This window comes from Janthinobacterium sp. GW823-FHT03B06 (genome assembly GCF_058796955.1).
Window position 1 is genome coordinate 690248 of record NZ_JBXAJE010000002.1, and the last position, 17344, is coordinate 707591.

General features: G+C 58.5%; 24 protein-coding genes. 1 reads left to right on the top strand and 23 read right to left on the bottom strand.

The genetic code is table 11. The features are described 5' to 3' along the window. Positions 1-154: 154 nt before the first annotated feature. Genes AC1RBA_RS09065 through AC1RBA_RS09095 form a run of 7 tightly spaced genes read right to left on the bottom strand, consistent with a single transcriptional unit; the run spans position 155 to position 5068 of the window. A complete protein-coding gene (locus tag AC1RBA_RS09065; RefSeq protein ID WP_492417752.1) occupies positions 155-649 on the bottom strand; it encodes a hypothetical protein in 495 nt (164 codons plus the stop codon). A 12-nt stretch (positions 650-661) separates the two neighbouring features. Continuing rightward, the gene (locus AC1RBA_RS09070; protein WP_099419326.1) at positions 662-1297 is read right to left on the bottom strand and encodes a gp53-like domain-containing protein; all 636 of its coding nucleotides are present in this window, start codon (positions 1295-1297) and stop codon (positions 662-664) included. 11 nt (positions 1298-1308) lie between these two features. Beyond that, positions 1309-1902, bottom strand: a complete 594-nt coding sequence (locus AC1RBA_RS09075) for a YmfQ family protein (RefSeq protein ID WP_492417754.1) — start codon at positions 1900-1902, stop codon at positions 1309-1311. 4 nt (positions 1903-1906) lie between these two features. Beyond that, complete coding sequence (locus AC1RBA_RS09080) at positions 1907-3022, bottom strand: baseplate J/gp47 family protein (protein ID WP_492417756.1); 1116 nt, start codon at positions 3020-3022, stop codon at positions 1907-1909. Then, positions 3022-3468, bottom strand: a complete 447-nt coding sequence (locus tag AC1RBA_RS09085) for a phage GP46 family protein (RefSeq protein ID WP_492417758.1) — start codon at positions 3466-3468, stop codon at positions 3022-3024. The genes AC1RBA_RS09080 and AC1RBA_RS09085 overlap by 1 nt, the downstream gene beginning before the upstream one ends. Continuing rightward, complete coding sequence (locus tag AC1RBA_RS09090; protein ID WP_492417759.1) at positions 3465-3971, bottom strand: phage baseplate assembly protein V; 507 nt, start codon at positions 3969-3971, stop codon at positions 3465-3467. The genes AC1RBA_RS09085 and AC1RBA_RS09090 overlap by 4 nt, the downstream gene beginning before the upstream one ends. Beyond that, positions 3968-5068, bottom strand: coding sequence for a phage baseplate assembly protein (locus AC1RBA_RS09095; RefSeq protein ID WP_099419331.1), 1101 nt, complete (start codon positions 5066-5068; stop codon positions 3968-3970). Before AC1RBA_RS09095 ends, AC1RBA_RS09090 begins: the two co-directional genes overlap by 4 nt. Positions 5069-5094: 26 nt before the next feature. Between AC1RBA_RS09095 and AC1RBA_RS09100 the strand changes: the two genes are divergently transcribed. After that, a complete protein-coding gene (locus AC1RBA_RS09100) occupies positions 5095-5325 on the top strand; it encodes a hypothetical protein (RefSeq protein ID WP_099419332.1) in 231 nt (76 codons plus the stop codon). Here AC1RBA_RS09100 and AC1RBA_RS09105 read toward each other — a convergent pair whose 3' ends face one another. From AC1RBA_RS09105 to gpW, 16 genes are all read right to left on the bottom strand, one after another. Continuing rightward, a complete protein-coding gene (locus AC1RBA_RS09105; RefSeq protein ID WP_492417762.1) occupies positions 5326-5889 on the bottom strand; it encodes a hypothetical protein in 564 nt (187 codons plus the stop codon). Further along, positions 5886-6779, bottom strand: a complete 894-nt coding sequence (locus AC1RBA_RS09110; RefSeq protein WP_492417764.1) for a DNA circularization N-terminal domain-containing protein — start codon at positions 6777-6779, stop codon at positions 5886-5888. The genes AC1RBA_RS09105 and AC1RBA_RS09110 overlap by 4 nt, the downstream gene beginning before the upstream one ends. Next, positions 6776-8713, bottom strand: coding sequence for a hypothetical protein (locus AC1RBA_RS09115; RefSeq protein WP_492417766.1), 1938 nt, complete (start codon positions 8711-8713; stop codon positions 6776-6778). Before AC1RBA_RS09115 ends, AC1RBA_RS09110 begins: the two co-directional genes overlap by 4 nt. 122 nt (positions 8714-8835) lie before the next feature. Further along, positions 8836-9138: a phage tail assembly protein gene (locus AC1RBA_RS09120; RefSeq protein WP_070290977.1), complete on the bottom strand. Its 303-nt coding sequence runs from the start codon at positions 9136-9138 to the stop codon at positions 8836-8838. Between the two features lie 3 nt (positions 9139-9141). Next, on the bottom strand, positions 9142-9510 hold the full coding sequence (locus AC1RBA_RS09125) for a phage tail tube protein (protein ID WP_070290976.1): 369 nt from the start codon (positions 9508-9510) through the stop codon (positions 9142-9144). Between the two features lie 48 nt (positions 9511-9558). After that, entirely contained in the window at positions 9559-11040 is a 1482-nt protein-coding gene (locus AC1RBA_RS09130) for a phage tail sheath subtilisin-like domain-containing protein (RefSeq protein ID WP_492417769.1), read from the bottom strand. Beyond that, on the bottom strand, positions 11037-11237 hold the full coding sequence (locus tag AC1RBA_RS09135) for a DUF2635 domain-containing protein (RefSeq protein ID WP_492417771.1): 201 nt from the start codon (positions 11235-11237) through the stop codon (positions 11037-11039). Before AC1RBA_RS09135 ends, AC1RBA_RS09130 begins: the two co-directional genes overlap by 4 nt. Before the next feature lie 33 nt (positions 11238-11270). Continuing rightward, complete coding sequence (locus AC1RBA_RS09140) at positions 11271-11834, bottom strand: hypothetical protein (protein ID WP_492417773.1); 564 nt, start codon at positions 11832-11834, stop codon at positions 11271-11273. Further along, positions 11834-12166: a head-tail joining protein gene (locus tag AC1RBA_RS09145; protein WP_492417775.1), complete on the bottom strand. Its 333-nt coding sequence runs from the start codon at positions 12164-12166 to the stop codon at positions 11834-11836. Before AC1RBA_RS09145 ends, AC1RBA_RS09140 begins: the two co-directional genes overlap by 1 nt. Next, positions 12163-12393 carry a hypothetical protein gene (locus AC1RBA_RS09150; protein WP_492417777.1) on the bottom strand — a complete coding sequence of 77 codons (231 nt, stop codon included), beginning with the start codon at positions 12391-12393 and terminating at the stop codon, positions 12163-12165. Before AC1RBA_RS09150 ends, AC1RBA_RS09145 begins: the two co-directional genes overlap by 4 nt. Before the next feature lie 2 nt (positions 12394-12395). After that, complete coding sequence (locus AC1RBA_RS09155) at positions 12396-13469, bottom strand: major capsid protein (RefSeq protein WP_492417779.1); 1074 nt, start codon at positions 13467-13469, stop codon at positions 12396-12398. A 65-nt stretch (positions 13470-13534) separates the two neighbouring features. Beyond that, on the bottom strand, positions 13535-13951 hold the full coding sequence (locus AC1RBA_RS09160; RefSeq protein ID WP_070217922.1) for a head decoration protein: 417 nt from the start codon (positions 13949-13951) through the stop codon (positions 13535-13537). 31 nt (positions 13952-13982) lie between these two features. After that, entirely contained in the window at positions 13983-14519 is a 537-nt protein-coding gene (locus AC1RBA_RS09165) for a hypothetical protein (protein ID WP_492417781.1), read from the bottom strand. Between the two features lie 65 nt (positions 14520-14584). After that, positions 14585-15448 (bottom strand): S49 family peptidase, encoded by an 864-nt coding sequence (locus tag AC1RBA_RS09170; protein WP_492417783.1) that lies wholly within the window; start codon positions 15446-15448, stop codon positions 14585-14587. Then, positions 15448-17076 carry a phage portal protein gene (locus AC1RBA_RS09175; protein WP_492417785.1) on the bottom strand — a complete coding sequence of 543 codons (1629 nt, stop codon included), beginning with the start codon at positions 17074-17076 and terminating at the stop codon, positions 15448-15450. Before AC1RBA_RS09175 ends, AC1RBA_RS09170 begins: the two co-directional genes overlap by 1 nt. Next, positions 17076-17342: a gpW family head-tail joining protein gene (gpW, locus tag AC1RBA_RS09180; RefSeq protein WP_492417787.1), complete on the bottom strand. Its 267-nt coding sequence runs from the start codon at positions 17340-17342 to the stop codon at positions 17076-17078. Before gpW ends, AC1RBA_RS09175 begins: the two co-directional genes overlap by 1 nt. Positions 17343-17344 lie beyond the last annotated feature (2 nt).

A 17344-nucleotide genomic window follows, 5' to 3' on the forward strand; every position in this document is an offset into this window, starting at 1 on the left:
TCCCAGCGAGGTTGCGGCAGCGCCGGCCAGGACCGGGAGGCCAAAAAATTTAATCAGTGCGCCGCCAGCGGCGGTCGTTTCGAGGGCCATGAATACCTTTCAGGTAGTTGAAATAAAAAAACCCGCCGAAGCGGGTAATTGGAGAGGGGGTCGGTTAGATCGCAGCTGAATCGAACGCCTCGCGGATGACAGGGGGCGCTGCCGCGATGATTGCTGCATAGGCAGACTTCACAGCCGCCTTTAAGCTATCGAGGTCTGTCGCCCCCATCACATCGGGAACCACGGTGATGTCGAGCAGCGCCTGGCGGGCGCTCGCAACTGCCTGAGCGGTCATGGTATCGGCGGCCAGCAATGCAGCCATCCCGATCCCGGCCAAGCGGTTGAGTACCTGTTCGCGGATAACGCGAACAGAGTCCAGGTATGCGGTTGCGATTGGCGCGAATGGGGGCGCTGGTGCGGGGGTAAAGGTAAACTTACCTTCGCAGAACGCGATTGCGTCGCCACGGCAAATTGCCGCACGCAGGTCTCCTTCGGTGACCGCATCATCAATCTCTACCGCATCCGCCGGCCATGTTCCAGCAACGTCATAGTCTTCCCGCAACTCCGAGGCATAAAAGCCTCCGGTTGAAACTGAGAAAAAGATACTCATTTAGCATTTCCTTTATTTGCCGATTGCAATGTATGACGGGGTAATTCCCCCAGAGATAGTTATGCCATTCCAGGTAAAAATCTTTGCCCCCGACAACGAAGTTATGCCAGCATTAATAACGGATGGATTGGCTGAAGGAACGTTTCCGCTGGATTCGTAGAATGGAAATATGTGTAAAAGTGCCGTGGGGAACGCCGTAGGGAATGTCACAGTTGAAGTACCAGACCCGTCTGAGGTTGAGCCATAACCCCACTGCATAATCTCGCCGCTTGGCAATTTCCGCCACCCGTTCGGTGCGAGGGACGCGCCAAAAATAGCAGCATAGACCGAGTTCCCCAATCCGAGCAGCTCGTTTCGTACTGCGGCCATTGTCGCCACTTTCGTGGTGTTGTCGAATTGCGCAGCAGTTTGAAAAACCCCAGCAGAGCGAAGCGCTTTGAGCAGCTGGGTATAGTCAGCTTTGGCCGGCACTACGCCAGCCGCCAGCACGATATTGCGCAACTCCTCCTGAAGCATATTAAGAAAACTTGCACGTACCAGCGTGGCCTCTTTCACACCGGGAACGCCCTCGGTAAAAAAACCCTCTCTGCCAGCCGCTTCCGGCTCTGGTAACGCCGCTGCGGCGCTAGGATCATCAATACGGTACATAGAGTTCCTTGTTAGGTGTAAGTAAAAAAAACGACTGTGTGAGCTGGCGCGACCTTCCGGAGTTCGCACTCCAGCACTGCATTGCCAATCGATGTCAACGGCTCACCAGCCATCGACAAGCCCGCGCGAAACGCAAACGAACTATGTAATGGAGTGCTCACCCGCCAGGCATGCGCGAAGGCATTTCCACACAGGGGCAGGCCAGCACGCAATATCCCAGCCCGCGCCGGGATGAACTGCGTAATATCAATGGCATACCCAAGGCTCAGGGCAAACGACTTCATGTAGTTAACGGACTGGCCTCCTGTCGCTGTAAAACGTGCGACCACCTGTGCCCGACGGCCTTGCAGCGTGGGAGCTGGACCTGCGCATGGGTCAGGCAATCCGAGCGCGGCCTCCCATTCAGGCAGTAATTCAACGGTTGTCGTTGGGAATCCATCAACCAGTAAATGGTTGGCGCGCAGGTTCTGTCGCGCATAGATCGGCGTCAAGCCGGCAAGTGCAGACGTCTGCACTGCATCAGGCGCGCGTGGCCAAGCAGGCCCGCGCGGCAATAGGGACTGCAACGCGCTGAGGTAATCAGCGGCGGTATATACTGGTGCCATAGGATTATGAGTAGGTAATAACGCCGACAGTCGGCAGCGTGCCGGCGGCGTTGATGATGTCAGTCGTGGGCGCAACAATCACAAAGTCACTGACGCCTGCAACCGCAGCAATGGCGGACCAGGCGAACGCGATCGGCGTACTGCCTCCGGTAGCCTTCCCTGTACGAAAAAACACATCGGCAAGTGCGGCCCGGACAGCGTCTTGCTTCCCCACCGGAATACCAGAAAGCGAAAAATTTACGGGGGCGGCCAATGGCGCAACCACATAGACCAGCGCAGTGACGGGCTGCACTGGGAAAATATGATTGGCAACGACCAGCTGGTCGCCGTTCGCCGCGATCGCCCGAGGCTCTTCCGAAGCCACACCATTCCCACCTTGAGGAAAACCTGCTTGCGCTGCGTTGGCGTTATCAAACATGACGTACAAAACGACCGTGCCAGCACCGAAAGAGTTAGGGGAGCACCATGCGCGCGTAACACCAGGCACCTCTTTGGCCCAGCCCACGTAATCGCTACGATCGCCGCCTTGCGGCGTGCTTTGGTAGGCTTCAAGCATGCGGCTACGAAAAGGGGCGTCTTTTTCAATATCAGCGCCGCCAGTGAAGGCTACACTCACCACGCCGTTGGCCTGAATGCCGGCGTGCGCTTGGCTAAGGGACATGACAACGCCCACCGCCGCATTGCCAAATGCCCCCGCGCTACCTGCTGGATCAGCGGTGATGGTGGCGCGGACCGTCACGCGGCCACCAATCTCCACCGCATCATCCAAGGTGGATGCAGTTGCGCCATCGCCGCGTACCAGGGTTGTCCCTGCCCCGATAACCGAACCACTCGTGGCAGAGAAAGTCACCTTCCCTGTTGCCGACGTCGCCCCCTTACGGTAGATTCCTTTCAAGGCTGCCCAGCCTTCAAGATACTCGTCTGTGGCGGTAAATGGATTGGCCTGCAGGGCGATCCAGTCCAGATAGCCATAATGCAAATTTGCTAGGTTCGCCTGCGCAATGCCTGCGATATTGAGGTTAGAGAAGCGCAGCAAGGCATCTGCGCCTGGCAACGCTGCGGAAATGTCCTGCGCGACCTGGCTACGCAGATCGCTTAACGTGGGACGTGTATATGGCATCAGTTAATCACTTTCCAAACCCAGCTTGAATTCATCGGAATTAATGAACCCTGGTCGTTGTAGGCCACAACATTGGCCGCGAGCATCGTGGGCGCCGACCATTGCGTCGTGATATCGAACCTGGCCACCACGCGATCAGCAATGAGCCATTGCAGCGCCTCAGCGATGTAGTCGTTTGCCCGCCGTAGCGTTTCCGTGGTTTGCTTGGCTCGATCGAGCAGCCACATGCGCGAACCCACCTTGTACGGCTGGTCGACGTCGCCAACCCATCCACGAGGATCGCGCGTTCCGTCAGAGATGACATCATCTGGATTTGCCTCCCGATCGGAAAAGAGGCTGATAATGATGGCCGTCTCCAGATCGCTACCTGTCTGCAGCGCCAGGCCGTCCATCGCCCAGTCAGCGCGACCCAGGTCGCGCACCCATATTGTTGCTGTATCACTCATGTTGGTATCGGCTTTCCTGATTGATCGCTGCCAGACTTCACACCAGCGGTCAGATGGCTGACCAGGCTGACGCCAGAGGCTGTGACATCGCCGGTTGCGTCAAGATCGCCATGCAGCTTGATACTGCCGTGTATCGTGATCGGCAGCTCTGCACTCTGGATGACAATGCCGCCATGGGTGAGATGCACCGACTGGCCGAGGCTGTCGTAAATGGCGACTTCACCCGACGCCAGGCTTTTCATGCGGTAGGCCTGGCTGCCGATAGTGACCGCGATTCCATTGGTCCGATTGCCACCCATGAATGAAACGAACACATCAGATCCGATTGGAGGATTCGACGTAAAGCCGAAGTCGTGTGGCGCCGGCAGGTTGTCGATGATTTCCATGCTGCCGAACCTCACCTGCAGTTTCTGCACTGGTCCGCTGTCGTCCACAAAGGTCACACGTCCCCGGCCGAACGCCAGCAGCATGCAACGGTACAGCCGCTCAATCGCCCCGATCATGGCGCGCCCGCTGCCGGCACATCAGCCAGCACCTTGTACAGCAGCATTGGCTGCGGAATGAAGGCGTCCGGCGGCATGATTACCAGCTCGCATGTCGTACCGCTCTGCCCATCACGCTTGTAGCTCACTTCACTGATCAGCCAGGTCGTGGGCGCCAGCTTTAATGCCGGAAAGTCCACCGCTACCAGAGTGTTCGGTGCATACAACGCACCGGCGGAATCACGCCAGCCGTCGGTGCGTACCTGCAACCGCCGCGAGCGGCCAGATCGGCGGGCCACTTCCCAGTTGGCGCGCCGCTTGAGCACATCAAATCCGCTATCTCCCGATTCCGCGATCAGCACCTTGCGACGATGACGCGGCACATTCGGATCGGTCACGGTGGCGACCAGGTTCCCGTCATCGCCGGCATCCGAGAACGTGTCCAGGTTCTGAATGAACGCCAGCACTTCGGAAAATCGTTGGTCCATGGAATACTCCAAGGAAGCTGACTGTACGTTGACACCCTGCTTGAAACCGCTGGCCGCCGATACTTTCCCCGTTTGAGTCAGAAACAGATTGCCCGCAGGATCATCATAGGCAAGCAGCCCCGCATACCGGCACAGGCGTTCGATGATCTCGAAGGCTTTTTCTCCCAACATCAGGTTGAACTGATGTAGAGGCGGCCCGGCGTCAGTTACATCCGTGCTGACGCTGATCGGATAGGAGGCATCGCCCGTCAGTGAAATCCCATACGGAGCAGCGAGCTTGCGTGCGATTTCCAGCACGCTCGATCCGCTAATCTGTCCACCTGGCCACTCGGCATCGCAATCGACCAGGTCCGCACACTTACCTCGGCCGACAACACGGATTGCGTGAGTTCCGGCATCCATGGAAGGAATGAAGCGGTCGACGTAGCCGGTCATGACCAGATCGCTGCCTAACAACACCTGACACGCGTCGCCTGGTTGAATGACGAAAGCACCAACCTCCTCTGGATAGAGTTCGGTCATGACCACCTCGAAATCACTAGGGCACCGTTCGATGCCGCGCGTGACTCGTACCGAGGTCCAACCGGACAAAAGTCGACCTCCGACAATTAATGTGAGATCATCAGCCATATTGTTCTTTATGAAATGTGAATACCATGAGCATCGTTGTTGCGTTGACGATCATCTTTTCGGATGGATATATGGGCGGCTCAGTGCATGCCAGGGACTTCAAGACGATGGCCGAATGTCGGAAATTCGCGCCCCAGTTGGTGCGCTACTACACGTCCAATGGGCATCCCGCATCGTTCGTATGCGAACGGGCCGAAAAAATGGAGCGCAGAGGCCCCCCTGAAACACACTCTATTCAAACCCTGCCAGCCGGCTAACTACGAAGAGCGCGCTTTGAAGCTGGTGGGCATAAAGGCCGGATGAATCGGATTTGCCTGTCCCACCAACTCATCGGCCCGCCCAGGTGTGCGATACAACCGCTGGGCCAACACCGGCGCCGGCACCGGCTGCACGCTGGTGACCTCGATAATGGATGCCAGGCCGGCGCCACGCGTGGCCAAATCCAGCGACACCGCAGACCGCACTTCTCGCAATCCATTGAATGTGGCATCCTGCCCCTGGTCGCCAGCGATCGTAATTTCAGCATCGAGCAACGCGCAAACCGCATCGCGCACCGCCGCCGCATCCTCCACGGAAGTGGGCTGATAAGCAGCAGACGCACGGGCCAGTGCTACGACAGCGGCCCGTCGAAACATGTCGCCAGTGGCGTGTTGCACCAAGGCCATTGCCGATCCAATTGCCGACGACGTGGCCGGATCAGGGGGCACATTGACAGCCAGAATGGACAGCAAACGCATAGCGTCGCCCGGTTGCACTGCCGCATCCTTGACTGCGGCCGCCAATTCCTGCGCCGCGTCAACAAGTTCACTTCCAGTACTCATGTTCCCAACCCCGATGCCGTTGACGTTAGTTTTTCGACTGCACTCGACACAGCTGTGCGAGCGGCCGAGCCAAGCGCTATCAGCTTGGGAATGGAATTGGCAGCACTGGAGACGGCACCAGCAGCCACTGCGATGCCGGCTATACCACCGCCCTTGGCATAGCGGCCAAAGCCCCCCTTGAGCGTGCCCACCATGTTGTATAAGTTCGTCGCATCGTTGGCCAAACGCTGCGCCTGACGCCCCCAGATAGCCGCCGTGCTGGCGACCTTAGCAACAACTGCGGCACCTTGTTTGAGAGCAGCGCCGGCACTCGCCAGAAAGTCGCCCTTGGCTGCAGCATCGGCTTGTGCGCATGCCTTCATGACCGCCGAACCTGTCGACACCAGCACACTCGGGAAAACCCGTTTCCCTGACTCGATGAACGTGAAACTTAGTTGGAATACCCGTCCCTGCTCCCACTTTTCCTCAGCCACGCATTCAACTGCACTGGCGGTGAGCTGACCAAGCGTCGGGTGTATCAGCTCCCCACTACCTGCGGTCTCAGCTGCGGCGATCATGCGGTCACGCTGGGCAATCACGTCATCACCAACCAGGAATCCCGTCATGGTGATGCGACGCACCGCTCGGCCCAAGTCTTCCACCCAGACTGTATCGCGGTACGGATATTCATGAACCGCCGTGCGGCGGCCGAACTTGATACCTCCTCCCAGGACACCAAAAGGCACACCGCGCCAGGAGGCGGGCCGCAGCTGGCCGGCCCAACCTGCACCCGAGCCACCGCCCAGGCCACTACTACCGAAATCGGCGGCAACGCGCTTGATGGTGTTATCAGCAATGCTGATAGTAGTAGTGATCGACTGCAACGCGCCCAGGGCGCTATCGATACTCATCCTGCCGCCAACGTCGGCATCGCGTGACTGACCCTTACTGGGACCATATTTCCACCTTTCGTACTCGCCGTTGCCGTCGTGCCAGCTGGCGCATTTTTAAAATCGACCACAACCCTGGCCACAGCCTTCTCGACCATATCCTTGCTAAAGCCGCCCTGGTTACCCTCTTGCCTGATGATGGCCGATACGAGTGGTGCCACAGTTGCCTTATCTGTGAGATCGAGCTTCTGATTCGGGCCAAAACCAGTATTCTTGGCCATCGCATCGATGTAGGCTGCCGTATTGTTTTCGCTTGCTGGCGCCCACTTACCGATAATGCTGGCGATAGTGTTGAGACCATGCTTGCTTTGCTGAGTTTGCAGGTTTTGGATCATCGCGCTCAAGCCGGCTTCAGGCGTCGCAAACCGGGCAAAACCGTCTTCACGTGGGGTATTGCCCCATGTGCGCAGGTTGCCCGGATTGTTGTTTCGGATGCCGCGTGGGCGCGTGTCGCTGCCTGGTGACGACTCCCAGTCACCAGATGCGCCGTGGCCGTTAAACCGTCCACCTCCTGGCATGGCCGAGGAAGCCCCCTGACCTTCGGGCGTAGCACTCCATCCATCGCTGACGCCCTTTGCGCCCTTAGCGAGCTTATCGGTAGATGCGGCGATCTTGCCCTGTCCACTGGCAGCATCATCCGACATGTCACCCCACATCCGGCGCCACCACTTGGCGAGCCGGTCCCAGTTCTCATAGATGAGCACCGCAACTGTCGCAATGGCGGTCAGGATGGCAGTAATTGGATTGGCCAGCATCGCAAGACGCAACAGCCCCAGCGCACGGATCAGCACAGGGATGGTGACGGCTGCCAATCTAACCAGAGTGATACCAAACGAAGCGATGCTGAGCAGAAATGGCCCCGCCATGACGCCCATTACCAACAGAGCGGCAGTCTTCCAGCCACCGAGTGCATCGACAGTGTCTGAAATGCGAGACAGGAAGCTACTCATGCCGTTTAGCACGTCATTAAAACTGATGCGATTTAGCCAGTTTGCAAACGCCTCGACAAACTCGGTGACACGGGTGGCGATCAGATCACGATTGGCCACAATCCACGCGGTCAGCCGTTCGATAAATGGCTGCAGCACCGGGATCAGGCGGTCACCGATAGATGTCTTAAGGCCATCCGTCGCCATATTAAGGTAGATCATCTTCAGGCCAAAGCCCTCTGCAGCTGCAATGCCAGCCTGCGTGCGCGCCCCACCGAACTCAGCGACCTGGCGCTGATACTCCTCGATACCCTGCGCTCCTTTTCGCAACAAGGGCAATGCGGCTTCGATGCCGAACTGGCGGGCCACCAGGCTTTGCACCTGGGCACTCTTGATTCCGGCGATATAAGTTGCAATGTCTTTGAAGCCACGGGCCGCATCAATGGAGCCATCAGCAGTCTTATGGATACTGACGCCAATCTTGTTAAGAAGCATCAGCGCGGACTGGTTGCGCCCGAACAGCGCATCTTCCATCGTATCGCCAACCGCTTTTAGGCTACCTGTGAGCTGTTCTGACGACACGCCGGCCAGGCGCGCCGCGCCACGCATCGACATCAGGTCCGAGGTGGCCACGCCCAGCGTTCCTGCCGTCTTGCTCACTTCAAACCCAAGTTCCCCCCAACCTGTGGCCAGCGCGAACAGGCCTGCAATCGAACCGACACCAATCACGGCGGTCATTGGCGCGACGATCGACGACACCTTCCCGGCAACATCGCCGGCCGCGCGCCCCACGCCAAGCATCGCCTTTCCCACCTTGTCCAGACCCATGGCATTGGAAAACTGCCGTACAGACTGTTGAATTCGCACCAGCGGCTGGGTCACGCGGTTTAGCGAATTATTAATCCGCTGCACCGTCTGAGTTGCCCGGTCCACCGCCGAAATGACGATCTGAAAATTATTTGCCATTTACTCAGTCCCTGCCGCTTTGATGATCCTGTGCGCCTGGTCATTCCACCATGCCAGTTCGGTCCAGGTCAGGGACCATGCATCATGCGGCCCCCAACCGTAGTACTTGGTAAGTTCTGCGACTACATCTCGCCAGTTGCCAGGCCACCACCCGTAAAGCTTCCCAAAAAATCGGCGGCCTCCTGAAAGTCGCGCTGCGACAACTTCTCAACAGCGCCACGAGGTACCTTGGCGATGATCGAAATCAGTGCAATGGCAATGTCAACGTTGCCGCCGGCCTTCGATGCTTTCGACAATTCACCTGCCGTCGGCTCACGCAGGTTCAGGGTGCTGTATTCGACTTCGCCCAGCTTGACTGGTTTGCGCAGCTCCAATGTTTTCTCTTCTTCGGCCGGAGCCACCACTGCGGTATTTACTTGATTCATGATTTACGCCTCCTCGACGCTGAAACCTTCCCATTTCACTTCGAATGTTGCCTCGGTGGTTTTCACCTCCAAGTCACCCACGGTCCACATGTTGCGACCGATAATCGTCTTGCCATTGGCCAGTTCGACAGTGACGGTAACGTTCGTCATTGCATTGAAGCTAGCCACGCTCAAGCCGCCGGCATCACGGATAGATCCGGACATGCTGCCTTGCTTCGGCTTTTCCGAATAACCATGCACCCGGTCCTGCCCCATCAGCGTCTCGCGGGCCACCTTCGACACGCTATAGGCGAAATCACCAGCCAGCATGTAGTTGGTGCCGTCGACTGTCAGGTAAGCAATCCCGGCCAGCCGGTTGGTTGTATCTGCCATAAAGGCTCCCTAAAATATAATTGGCCGCACGTGGCGGCCGCGGTTAGCTTACTGAAGACGGAACTGATTCAGCAACGCAAAAACGCGCAACTGGTTGATCAAAATTCCGGGGAACAGGACGTCCACCCGGTTCGGATTCTGACTGTTTTGCTGCACAATCAACCCTTCCTTGAAGGCATCGCCGTTCTGCACGAAACCATCCGCTTCCAGCTCGCGGTACTTGGCGATCAAATCGGCCCGGATAATGTTCGGCGTGACGATGGCCGAGCCGGACGCAAAGCGCGTGCCATCTGCCGCCAGCTTCACGCGTGCGTATTTCGACGTCACCATCGTCTTGAGCGCACGAAGGACATAGGCCAGTGTGAACATCGTTTCGATCTGCAAATAACTGTTGTCGACGTTGCCGAAACCGTTTTTCTGATACGTCGTAATCAGGTTTTGAATGGCCACCGTCCCGTCGTCAGCCACAGAAAATGTTGAAATACCGGAGTACAGCAAGGAATTTTGCTCCGTCAGCTGGAAGCGCATCTGCAACGGTGGCGCCAGCACGCCCTGAATTGCCACCGTTTGCAGCGGCAATGCGGGGTCCGCTCGCAGGCTTACCGCTGCGGCGCCAGCCATCGATGCCGCCCAGAGCCAGGTGGGCGTGGGCGAGCCGTTGACGCCCATTACGGTTCCGTGCTGATCGTTACGCGCAGTGCCAAAGGTCACCTGCGCGCCAAAGGTGCCCTTGTAAGCAGCAAAATAGTGCCCGTACAGTTGCTGATTCCAGGCCCAGCGCCCCGTGCTGTCATTGAGCAAGCTTTTGAGGGCATCGAGGGACGCTGTGTCCGTGTACGGGCTGACGATGAAATCAAACTCCTGGCTACCCAAGTTCGCCAGGGCCACAGCCAACGAGGGTGCGGTGGCGCCGCCAGCCATTGGTCCCAGCGTTGCCGTCAATCCGGCCGGCAGCGCCTCGCCACCGCGCGTGCCCAGGTAATTAAACTGCAGGTCGATATCGTTGCCGCACGGCCCCTTATTGACGGCGGTAAGCGTGACGACGCCCACCGCCGCCACCGCATTCACAGGGCAGGCCGCATCGGTATTGATCAGCGCGGCCAAGGCAGTGGCCAGCTGGGCCACCGTTTGGCTGGTCAAGGCCGGCAAAGCGTAGCGCACGCCTGCGATGTACAGGTACACCGTGCCGTTGATCGTAGGGGGCATCAAAAAGGTGACCGTGCCGACAGCGGCCAATGCAGCCGCATCGTCCGAGAGGGGCAGGTACCACACCTCACCGAACGTATCGTTCACGCGGTACGCCGCTGTCATCAATGCCAGCATCGAATCCTGACCGCCGGCAATTGCGGCGTCCGCCGCCCCCTGGGAAATAATAGGGACATTGGGCACGGCAGTTCCAGCGGCCGTGATCTGGCCAATGATCAGGGCGCGCTGATTGGACTGGGCGCTGTTGGCCCGCGAGTTGTCAACCTCGGCGTAAAACAGGGGTACCCGGATATTGGCCGGGATATTTTTAAAAGGGAGGGTCATTCCTTGCTCCGGTTTTTCGATGTCGCTGCATCGGCCATGGCCGATTTCTCCGCCACTGCCACTGCAATGACGACATCCTGGTCATGAATCCGGCGCTGCCAATAGGGCGCGTCGGGCACCTCCCTGCCCTGTTCGGGCAAGAAGTCGTGCAAATCAGGGTCCGGAATCCGCAGACCCGGCGCAGGTTTTAAAAACATGGTGAACTCCTGAAGTAAGAGCGTGAAATTGCGTCAGCCAGCCACATCGTGGCTTGATGCGAACATTGGATTGGGATGATTACCGGTTGAGTCGTAGGCCTGGCCAGCGGTAAAGACAAGACCGAAGTCTCCCAAATCCACTGGATCACCGGGTTTGAATGCGTCGAAATTTTCCGGCAACTCGGCCTGCAAAGTCATACGGGCAGCCCCAAAATGAACGCGGCCATCCGCCGTAACCTCTGTGCGCGTATCGCAGGTGACCAGGGCCGCCGCACAGGTCAAGTCATAACTCGAAAAGAGCGCCGTCTCGATGGCGAAACACAATGCCTCAATGGCATCCTGTGCGGACTCAGCGGTCATCCCGCTCACTCGTGCCTCAATTTCGATACCGACGGTCGTAGAGAATGTCGGCTGACCTTTCGATAGGGAAACCTTCCGGTCATCCGGCGAGCGCAAGAGAATCGCCGGCAAATCTTCCGGAGGCGTATCCCAGTCGCCAGGTGAGTCAATGGTCACCTGGGAAAAGGTTTCTCCGGTCAGGGCAGCCAGGGCAAGCAGGCGGATATGCCTGCGCGCCAGGATGGATGTGTTGGCCATCACTCCCCCACGTAATTCAGCAGCAATAGCGCGCCGCCTATACCGCTCAGCTGCACTTCCTTGACTACGAAGGTACCGCCGCCATGTAACGCGGTCGACTTGATAGCCACACGATCCTTCTGCTTCGGAGGAATAGGAAAGTCGGACAACAACACCCCCAATGCAGGCATCTCCGTCGTCACGCCCATACCACCTGTCAAGTCGAGGCTTTTATAGGCTTCATGGAAGGTTCCCTGGATATCAAACGCTGCACCAGCCATCGGCTGGTAGCGCGCCTGATCACCAAACACAGCCATGACTGGACCGTTGACCATCCGGTTCCAGTCGATCATTCTGCAGGAGGGGGTTGTTCACCGTCCCCGTCCTTTTCAAAAGCCGGCCCCGGCGCGATGGTTGGCGCGGTCGCCGCAGGATCGAGCAGGTAGCCCCCCTTGCGCAGCCACGCCACTTCATCCGAAGGCAGTGTCACTTCACCACCTGGGCCGACGTTAACGCCGTCAAATTTGACGGTGCGGCCTGGCGCGACCACCGCTTTAACAAGCTTTTCAGTTTTGGCCATGATCAGAATACTTTCGGAGTTGCGACGGTTGCGCAGAGCGAGGCGTTGACTCGGGACGGGATGACAATCGGCGATGACTGCATCATGATCAGGCGCTGGGCCGGATCGTTTTCGACCCACGTCTTCGGTGCGTATGGCAAGGCCGTGTAGTTAAAGGCCGGGTCCAGGATCAGGCCGAAGGCGCGCGTACCCATCAGGTCGGGGCCGCTCATGATGACCTTGCCGTCATCCACCATGGCACGCTCGACGCCGTTCTCATCGATGTACCAGTCGTTGTAGACCCACAGATCGTACTGGCCCCATTTGCCCTTGTACTGGGCGCCGCGCTGGACCTGCGCGCCGATATTCACGTTGTTGCCTTCGCCGGAACGTGGGTAATGCAGCGACGTTTTGACGTTGCTGTCGAGCTTGAAGTATTTCCACGAAGTGGTCGTGAAAATCAAATCGGTAGCAGTACCGCCCGATTTTTTCAGGATGACATGCCCCCACTCTTCGATGCTGTCCGAAGGCGCGGTATAAATGCCATTGGCGCCGACCGCCGCAAAAGCCGTATCCCATTTGTCAGCGCCCGTCAATGCGAGTGACAAGCTCGGATCGCGGCCGAAGTCGACCAGTACGGCCGGGAAACCATCGCCCACGATCAGCACCGTACCATTCATGAGGGCTGATGCCGCCATCCATTCCAGGCGGCGGTCGATCATGTCGATCTGATCCGACAGTTCTGCTTCGAGGTTGGCTGCTTCGCGGTCGGCGCCGCTCAATTCCCCGCCGATACGCTCGCCGATCATGCGACGTACAGGCTTGCGCAGGTCCGGGGCACGCTTATCCTTGATATACGCCGGCTTAAACTGGTTGGTCTGTTGACGGCGCTGCTCGACCAGCTTGCCCTGCACGAGCGGCGAGACAAATGGCGACATGCGGCGCAGGCCGACATCAACGTCGATCGAAACGAACTCGGTGTCGGACATCACGATGTTCGGGAAAAAGCGATCCAGCAGAAACTTCTGCGGGCGCTTCAAATTGGGCACCACACCGATCAAGGCATTGGTGTTAAACAAAAACGAGCCAGTAGGCATACATTACTCCGGGAGTTTGGACGAAAAAAAAGCCCTCGTTAGAGGGCCTTAGTGGGCGTTGCTGGTCAGGTCGGATCGGCAGCGGATACCGAACCCTTGACGTAGATGGACAAGGGCCGCAGGGCAGCGGCTGCGGCACCGAGTGTGATGCCAGTGCCAAGCGTCATTGCGGCGCCGTTGAATTCCCCGGCGATATAAACACCGGCGCTCACATCGCCAGTGGTCGCATCAACGTTGTCGACAGCAACGACTGCCGGGTTCTGCGAACCATCCGCTGCAGCGGCGAGCGCCAGAACGTACTTCCCCGAGGCCGTGATACGGCCAAGTACGGCGCCACGCGGGAACACCTGGCCCGCCAGCACGGTCACGTTATCCGTAACAAGAGCATGGCGACCCGCGATCAGCTGATCCGGGACAAAGGTTTCGGCATAAATGCCGGGGATCTGCGGGCTACCACCCACCGAGTTGACGGTCAGACTCATGTTGCGCTTCCTTTAAGTGACGGGTTGAAAACTATTTTTCGCCGCGACGGGCCCTGCCGGCGGCGACAATCTTGGCCGCGATGGCCGCATCGCTGCCATTTGCAGGAGCAGCCGCAGCACCAGCGCCGACGTTCTGCGGCTTGACACCGGCCATGCGGCTGGCCAGGCTGGCCGGCTGCGGCGCGCCACTCGCAGCGAAGGTCTCCAGCATGCTGATCGCATCGGCGCTGGACATGCTCGTATTGAAGGCCAGGTGCGCGGCCACGTCCGGCCGCGTGCCTGCTGCAGCGCATTTGAAGATCGAGGCGCAGCGGGCGCGCTCAGATTTGCGCGCTGCCTTTTCCTTGTCGTCTTCGTCATCTTCAGCTTTCTTGGCCCTTTTGGCTTCGTCTTCCTTTTTCTTTTCTTCTTTTTCTTCTTCTTCCGCGCGGCGGGCGTCTTCTTTCTTTTTCTCTTCTTCCTCTTCGTCTTCCATGCGCCGGGCATAGTCTTCGTCGGATTCGTCACTGCGCTGCTTTTTGTCGTCATCATCGTCTTCGACTGCAGCCGAGGCGGACATGCCCAGCAAGTGGGCAAAAGGCAAAGCTGCTGCCATTCTCGAAATTTTGCTCATGTGTTCTCCAAAGTAAAAGGTTAGGCAATTTCAGTAAGCAATGCCCGAAATGCGGCATCAGGGGCCATCACATCATCCGCAAGCGCCTGGCCGACACCAGCCGCCCCCAGGTACGTTGCGGCCTGGGTATCGCGGACCAACTTGTCCGAGATATTCCGATTGCGGGCAACGGTAGTCACAAACAATTCACCCATCATGTCGATATCGCCCTGGAAGCGCGCAAGCGCCTCCGGGGACAGGGGAATTTCAGGATGTCCATCGGCCTTCGACTCGCCGTAGGTGATGAACGTCACCTTGAAGCCGGCTCCGGTCAGCGCCTTCGACCAGTCCATGTGCATCCAGATGACGCCGACCGAGCCGACACCACCAGTACGCGGGACCGTGATACGGTCAGCGGCGCTGGCAATCGCGTAGGCCGCAGAATAAGCGCACTCGTTCAAGATCGACCAGATCGGTTTCTTGCCGCGTGCACGGTAGATTGCGTCTACCAGGTCGAAGCAGCCAGCCACTTCACCACCCGGACTGTCGATATCGAGCATGATCGCCTTCACATCAGGATCGCTCAACGCGGTCAGGAAGTTCTGGCGGATACCGTCATAACCAGTCATGCCGGAAAATGGCCGCAACGAACCAAGTTTCTGCACCAGCGTGCCGTACACCTCGATGATGGCGACGCCAGCGACCACCTCATAGCCCGCGCGGCCATTACGACCCGGCGATGAATAGACCTCATCGTCCTCCATCATCAGCGGCGCAGGGTTCAGCCGTGCGATCTGGCTGATACCCAAGCGGTCGGCCAGCGCCGCCATGATCACCTCGGCCTTGCCGGGTGCGATTGCCAGCGGCGTGTTGAACAGGCGCTGCGCCAAAAATTCAAATTTCATCAGGTTGCCTTTTCATCTTCAATTGCAGACGTCACTTCGTACCCGGCCGCCCATTCCGGCAGCTTGATGCCCAGCTCTTTGAAGCGCGCGATCTCGATGGCACGCTGGTTCAGCGTCTCGCGCCAATCCACACCACCAAGTTCGGCTGCCTCGTCTTCCAGCGTGGACAGACCTGCATCCATGCCGAGAATGGCACCCTGGCGCTCTTTCACTGGATCGATGATGCCGCGACCTGGTCCCATCCACTTGGCCCGTGAGTAAGCCGTCCGGAACTCGTGATACTGCGGTGCGCCACGTGGCAAAGGCAGGTTGTCGACTTCCATCGCTTCTTCGGCAAAGACGCTGACAAGCGACTGGCCGAAGCCCACCGCATAATCGTTGCGCCGCCGCGATAGCGTTTTCCACGCCTCCAGCATGGCGCCACGCGCCGAGCTGTAGTTCACGTCCGACCAGTCGTTGCTGACCTGCTGCGCGGACAAACCGGTACCAGCCGCAAAATTGCGCAGGACCGCAGCCTCAAACGCCTGAAAGTTGGCGTTTGGCCGCGTCGCCGTGACCGCGTTGATTTTCTCGCCAGGGAACAGGATTGGCATGCGTGAGCCGCCCAGCTTGATCCTGCGGTCGTCATGAAACTCTTTGCGCTGCTCCTGGTAGCCTGAAAGCTGTTCGCTGTCCATCGCCTCTTCCACCAACGCCGGGTCATACGGCGATTCGATGTAAGCGGCAAAAATGGCATTGATGATCGATGCATCCAGCTCGGCGCCGTCATACTTAACCAGCATTTTCAGCCGCTGCAGCACGGGAGCAAAGATGCCTACGCCTCGGTGTTGACCGCCACGCTCGTGGTCAAAATCGTGGATGATGATCGGCCGGCCCCAACTGGTTTCGCGCTCGATGCGCTCCCACGTCACCGACTTGGCACCGGCGAAGAAGTCACCCTGGTGCGCGCGGCGGATGTGATACGCAACAGCCGCGCCGTATGCATCAATCTCGACGCCGCCACGCACTTCGTTGTTGTCAAACACCAGCTGCGGGTTCGACAGGCGATCCGGGTCGAGAATCTGGATGGCGGTTGCATATCGCGCACGCCCAGGGCCCTGACGCTCGGGGAGCCAATGCACCATAGCTAGCGCATCGCCATCAACAATCTTGTGGCGAAAGCCCAACCGCATTTGCTGGCCCACCGTCATTTCGCGCTGAGTGTCGCTGTAACGGCCAATATCGTTCGACCAGGTTCTGTAGCTGGCCTCCAAGCACTGGCCGAACTCATCGGCCCACACGTGGTCGAATTCCTTGATTCCCGTGTGAGCGCGCAAGGCTGCATAATCCGGCTTGAAAATAGGCCGGAAGGAAGCACCGATCGCGTTGTCCAGGATGCGTGTGACAGCGCCGGATGCCCAGCCATCGTTGCGTACCATGTCGCGCACACGCGAGATGATTCGGTCGCGGTGCATGTTGAGGTCGCCATCAGGCGAACCCAGGTATGGATTCCAGTCGGCCATGTGGTCGCCGTACATGTCGGCGGCGTCGTATGGAGCACCACCGGCACCTGACAGCATCAACGCGCGGCCGCGATGCGGAGGCAGCGGCTGACCATTTGGCCCGAGAATTTTGACGGGGCTGCCCATCAGAATCGGAACCGCATTGGTCGACGCGCACGGCTGACGATGCCCAGTTGCTGCTGCAGCGTCCGGATCAGCACGACCAACTGCGAAATATTCGTCTGGGTATAGGTTACGGCGCGCGCACCGTCGCCCTGGGTATACGAATAAGACGTTCCCTTAGCGCCCGACGACAGGTCGATGTAGGCTTGCTGCGCCTCAGCCAGCGTCTTTTTCAGCGCGTCAGTGGATATGCCGGCCAGCAAGCTGGTGGATGCATTAAATGGTGTCATGA